The following is a 5,605-nucleotide window of genomic DNA, read 5'->3' as shown; positions in this document are numbered from 1 at the left end:
ATTCCACTCGAACGACCAGCCGAAGTCGCCACGGAAAACAATACCCGAGATCCACTTCCAGTACTGGATGTAGAAGGGATCATCTAGGCCGTAGATGCGGCGCATTCTTGCTATCTGCGCGTCGTCCACCACTGCGCCGCTGTCGGCCATCGAGGCGAGCAGCGAGGTCAGATAGTCCCCCGGCGGCAACTGGATGATGGCGAAGGCGATCAGCGAGATGCCGAACAGGGTCGGGATCATCAGCAGCAAGCGCTTCGCGGCGTAGGCGAGCATCGGCTCAGCTCCAGCGCAACTCGACCGCTTCGAGCGTCTCGACCGGCCCCACCACGACCTCGGCGCGGCCGTCCGCGACGGTGACGGAGGCTTCCCGTCCGGCGAGCGCCAGCCGCGCGGTGGCCGCGGACGCGCCCGCCGGCAGCGCGACCGACAGGCTCAGCGGTCCGGAGGGCGATGTTTCTCGCAGCGGCCCCTTCATCATCATGGGGTTGGTGAGATTGTGCAGGATGACCGCGAGGCGATCCGGCCCCTCGCGCAGCGCGACATCGACCACGCCGCGGCCGGACACCTCGACGCGCGGCCGCGTCCGCAGCGCCCAGCGCAGGGCGTTGGCGATGAGGCGCGCGTGGTCAGCGGCCATCACGTCCCAGAACACCGCGCCGAGGTTCCACGGCGCGTAGACCGTGCGCCCGCCGCCGGGGTGGGTGCGGGCGAGCACCGCGGCGCCGCGCGGCGCGGCGCGCGGGTAGACTTCTTCCATCGGCAGATCGGGGAAGTCCGGCACGAACAGGAAGGGCGTCTCGGCGTCCGCCGCAGCCTCCACCGCCATCAGCCGCGTGCCGCCCATGATGCGAGCGGCGCCCGCGAAGCCCTCATTGATCGGATGCGACCCTTCAAGGGCGACATAGGCGTTCTTGACCGGCCCGCGCGCGGGCTCGGTCAGTCTGGCGCCGAACAGCGCGCCCAACCCCAGCGTCCCGCGCGGCGCCCCGTGCTCGTCGGCGGTCGACGTCTCGAACGCTGCGACGATGGAGCCGCCGCGCGCGACGAAGGCCTCCAGCGCTGCGCACTGGGCGTCGGACAGGCACCGCGCGTTGGCCAGCGCCACGACGCGGAAGCGGTCGAGCCGCTCCGGGGTCAGCATCTGGTCGGAGACCATCTCGAAGGGCAGTCGCGCCTCGACCATCGCGTGGCACAGGCCGAGGTCGTGCCGCTCCGCCTCGGCGCGTTGCTCGGGGCTGCAGTGGCGCAGCGTCGTCGCCGGGTCGATCACGGCGATCTCGGCCGCAGGCGTGGTCGCGTCCAGCAGAGGCTCCAGCGCGGCATGCCGGGAGAACGCGGCGGCGACGGGCTCAAGCCAGCGGTGGTCGGGCACGACGCCGTTGAATTTCGTGAACCACGGCCGCATCCCGTGCGCGACGCCGCTCGCCAGCCAGCCTTCCAACTCGGGGCCCGTGGTGACGGCGTCCTTCCAGCGGTGCTCCTCCTCCGGCCCGATGGACGCGATCAGGATCACCGGGCGGTCGCGGAATGTGGCGCGGACGCGCTTGCCGTTGCGCCCGGCCATCCACAGCGGTTGGGTTCCGCGTCGGCCCTGCTCGTCCACGACGATGAACGGGCAGTAGCGTTCGATCAGCGCCAGATCGAACTCCATCAGCGACGCGCCGCTCATGTTGGGGATGAAGCGCGCGTGCGGCCGGATCGCGGTCACCGCGTCGTCCCAAAGCGCGATCATCCTGCTCAGCACGTCCCGTCGCCACGCCGTCCAGGCGCGCCAGGCGGGATCGGCGGCGTCGGCCACCAGGGGCAGCTCCTTCCCGCTCGCCGCGCCGAAGCGTGCGCGGCACGTGTCGCAATAGCAGACGCCGTGGCCCTGCCAGCGGTTGGCGAAGATGGCGTCGATGTCGTAGCCGCGCACGATCTCGCGCACGACGTCGAGCATGAGCGTCGTGTTGTAGTCGCCGTAGGCGCAGGTCACCCATACCGACGGATAAGCCCAGTGCCGCCGCGGCCGCCCTGCGGCGTCCACCGCCACCCACTCGGGGTGCGCGGCGGCGGCGTCGTCATGGATGGCGTGCGGGTCCACGCGCGCCATGATGTGCATGCCCAGCCTCCGCGCTCCCTGCACCAGCGCGCCGAAGGGGTCGCTTTCGCCGAGGTGGCTGCTGACGTAGTGCAGCGGCACGCGGCTGGGGTAGTAGGCGATGTAGCCCCCTGCGCTCAGGCAGGCGGCGTTGGCGCCGGTGCGCCGGAACGCTTCGATCCAGAAGGCGGGATCGAACTTCCCCGGGTCGTCCTCGGCCAGCGTCAGCTGGGCCCAGCGGGTCGCGCCGGCGAACCAGTCGCGGCTGCGCGGCATCGTCGCCGCCTCTGCCTTGGCGTCGAGCATCACGGCGCTCCTCGGATGGGAGAGGAGGCGCGGGGAACGCCCCCGCGCCCGGGTCGGGCTCAGCGGCTCTTGAAGAAGGTCTCGGGCCGCGTCGGCGCCGGCGTCGGCCAGCCGTAGGAGTTCGGCATCTCCATGGCGACGTTCACCATGTCGTTGCGAACGATCCCGTAGCCATCCGGGGGCATGCTGACGCCGAAGACGAGGAACTGGTCGGCCGCCATCTCCAGCAACTCCGTCATGATGCGCCGCTGCTCGTTCTCGTCGCCGGTGGCCAGAAGCTTCCGGTAGAGGTCCTGGATCGCGACGATCTCCGCCGGCGGCTCCACGGCGTTGGGATTGCCCGGGTCGGTGAACCACAGCGACCAGCCGGGGGCGTAGAGCGAGTTGCTGGAGAAGGGCACGAAGTAGCGCGCGTCGAGCATCGCCGCGACGCCGCTGTTGGCGCCGAACTGGTGCGCGGTGGCGTCGAACTCGCGGCCGCGGCGCACGCGCGTCTCCCACAACGAGCGATCCATGGTGCGCATCTGCGCGTCGATGCCCACGGCCTGGAACATCGGGATCGCGAGCTCGAACTTGTCGAGGAAGGTCTTCCGGGTCTGGTCGATCTCGAAGATGATCGAGACGCGCCGCCCCTGGCTGTCGAGGCGGAAGCCGCTGCTGTCGCGCTCAGGGAGCAGGGCATCCAGTATCTCGTTCGCCCGCGCGGGGTCGTACTCGGTGTGCTGGAGCGCGAGCCGCTCGCTGTAGAGCGGATCGCCCTTGATGATCGACGCCTGCGCCGGCTCCCCCTGGCCCACGTAAACCGCATCGATCAGCATCTGGCGGTCGATGGCGATCGACAGCGCCTCACGGAAGTCGCGGTCGTTGAAAAGCGCGTTATTGACCGGATCCAGGTGGTTGAGGTTCAGCTGGAACACCATGGTGTTCGCCGCCGTCTCCTTGAGTGTGTAGAAGCGGTAGCCGCCGCGTTCCTGGCCGTCGTAGAGCACCGGGCGGTTCGTCGGGGTGCCGATATACTGGTCCATCATGTCGATCTCGCCCTGCAGGACCTTGAGCAACAGGACCTCCGGGTCGGCGACCAGTTGGTAGACCACGCGATCGAAGTAGGGCAGCTGCGCGCCCTCGCTGTCGACCTTGAAGTAGTACGGGTTGCGCACGGCGACGGCGCGCTCGGTGTTCTGGCCGGGCGCGATCTCGAACACCCACGGCGTGAGGCCGGGACGGGTCGAGCTCTGGTAGTGGATGTTCGGGTCGTCGAGGCCCGACTCCAGTCGGAACAGCGCCACCCAGCTGTCGAGCCCGCGCTGGCGCGCCAGCGCGTCGGCCTCGGGGTTGTAGGCGGCATGGAACTGCTTGAGGTAGTGCGCCGGGGTGCGGGTCATCTGATCCTGGTTCGCCCAGGCGACCTGCTGCAGGAAGAACCCGTTCGGTTCGGCGAAGCTGACGCGGAAGGTGTAGTCGTCGATCACCTCGAACGCGCCGACCTCGCCCCCGGCCTGCCAGTAGCTCTGACCCACGGGAGCGGCGACCTCGGAGTTCAGCAAGACGTCGTCGTACCAGAAGCGGATGTCCTCGGTGGTGAAGGGCTCTCCGTCCGACCAGCGCACCCCCTCCCTGAGGCGGATCGTGTAGACGCGCGAGTCGGGGCTCACTTCCCACGATTCGGCGAGGTTCGGCTCGATCCCGCTCCAGTCCGGCGTGAACCGCACGAGCGGCTCGTAGCCCTGATAACGCACCACCATCGAGAGAGAGCCGCCGCCCACGAGCGCATGGTTCCAGTCTCCCCCATGCGTTCCGGGACGATCGAGCGGCGTGTAGACGACCGGATTCTGGGGCAGCCTTTTCTCGATCGGCGGCAGTTCTCCGCGGGCGACGCGCTCGGCGAGCGCGGGCGCTTCCTTGAGCGCGGGCCCTGCGGCCTGCGCTGCGACGGCGCCGAGCACGGCCACGAGGGCCGTTCCAAGCAACCGCCGCATGCGTGACGAGCATGCGGTCATGGCGTTCTCCTCCGAAACCCGTGGCCTTTTGGCCATCTTTGGCGCAAGAGTGAGGGTGAACGACGGGCACGCGTTAGGTAAAGCGTTATGTTGAATCGAGGTTCGGCGTCGGCGAACGTCTCATCCGATGAGGCGGGGTTCCCAAGGGTCACCTTGCAGACCATCGCCGACGCTGCCGGGCTCTCGAAGTATGCGGTCTCGCGCGCGCTGGCGGGAAAGAGCGGCGTCAGCGAATCGACCCGCGCCCGGGTCACCCAACTGGCTGCGCAACTGCAGTATCGGCGCCCATCGCCCGCCGAGGATGCGCCGATCGCGGTCGCCTTCGACGACACCGATTCGATCAACGGCGAACTCTACATGCGCATGCAGGCCGGCATGCAGCAGGAGGCGGCGCGCCTCGGTCGCGGGCTTCGGTTTCAGTGGGTTCGGCGGGGAGAAGACCTGTCACCGCTCGCACGTCTGTCGGCAGGGCTGATCGTGGTGGGCAGACACGATCACCGCACCATGGAAAGGCTTTACGCGATGAAGGCGCCGGTGGTGCGCACCGGCGCCATAGAGCCGCTGGAGCCTGTGGACCATGTAAGCATCGCCGACCGCGAGGCAGGTGAAGCGGTCGGCCGCCGGTTGCTGGCGCTGGGGCATCGGCGGATCGCCTTCGTCCATGGCGATCCGCGGCACCGCGGCCGAATGGAGCGCCTGATGGGTTTGCGCGAGGCGCTGATGGATACCCCGTCGGCGACCGCGCATGACATCGCATGGGTTGGCGATGCGCCGTTCGGCCCCCTGCTGGACGCGGTGATCGAGAACGACGAGATGCCGACCGCGTTCTTCTGCGCTCACGATGGCCTTGCGGTGACCGTGATATCGGAGCTGCTGACGCGCGGCCTGTCCATTCCGCGCGATGCTTCTGTCATCGGTTTCGGCGACTTCGTCGCGGCGCAGCAGATCACCCCGCGCCTCACGACGATCCGCGCGCCCGGAAGACGGCTAGGAGCGATGGCCGTGCGTGTGCTGCACGCCAGGATCGAGGCGCCCGACGATCCGCACGTGCGGGTCCGCGTTCCACCTGCCCTTCTCGAGCGCGAATCGCATTCGACGGCCAGGGCGACAACGCCGCGGACTTCCTTGACCGACCGCGTCCACGCTTCTGACCCGACTACGGGACACTGGTCGGGCTCCAGATAGAGCGCATCCAGCAACCGGCCGACTACGCCGCGTCCCA

Annotated in this window: 3 protein-coding genes and 1 pseudogene; 1 reads left to right on the top strand and 3 read right to left on the bottom strand. The window is 69.0% G+C overall.

Features of this window, described 5'->3' with window-relative positions; genetic code table 11:
* The 3 genes and pseudogenes from V7Q31_RS17010 to V7Q31_RS17000 form a co-directional block, all read right to left on the bottom strand.
* Positions 1–273 (bottom strand): annotated as a pseudogene (locus V7Q31_RS17010) (ABC transporter permease); the annotation flags it as partial.
* Between the two features lie 4 nt (positions 274–277).
* On the bottom strand, positions 278–2,386 hold the full coding sequence (locus tag V7Q31_RS17005) for an alpha-amylase family protein (protein ID WP_333835045.1): 2,109 nt from the start codon (positions 2,384–2,386) through the stop codon (positions 278–280).
* 59 nt (positions 2,387–2,445) lie between these two features.
* Entirely contained in the window at positions 2,446–4,383 is a 1,938-nt protein-coding gene (locus V7Q31_RS17000) for an ABC transporter substrate-binding protein (protein WP_333835044.1), read from the bottom strand.
* 153 nt (positions 4,384–4,536) lie between these two features.
* On the opposite strand from V7Q31_RS17000, the gene V7Q31_RS16995 reads away from it, so the two are divergent.
* A complete protein-coding gene (locus V7Q31_RS16995) occupies positions 4,537–5,568 on the top strand; it encodes a LacI family DNA-binding transcriptional regulator (RefSeq protein ID WP_333835043.1) in 1,032 nt (343 codons plus the stop codon).
* Positions 5,569–5,605 lie beyond the last annotated feature (37 nt).

The organism is Rubrimonas sp. (assembly GCF_036788415.1).
Taxonomy (GTDB): Bacteria; Pseudomonadota; Alphaproteobacteria; order Rhodobacterales; family Rhodobacteraceae; genus Rubrimonas.
Note: the sequence above shows the minus strand (reverse complement) of the source record. Positions and strands in the feature narration are given on the sequence as shown.

Bases quoted from the DNA above. Each gene is read 5' to 3' on its own strand.
- V7Q31_RS17005 (WP_333835045.1), bottom strand. From the start codon at position 2,386: ATGCTCGACGCCAAGGCAGAGGCGGCGACGATGCCGCGCAGCCGCGAC.
- V7Q31_RS17000 (WP_333835044.1), bottom strand. From the start codon at position 4,383: ATGACCGCATGCTCGTCACGCATGCGGCGGTTGCTTGGAACGGCCCTC.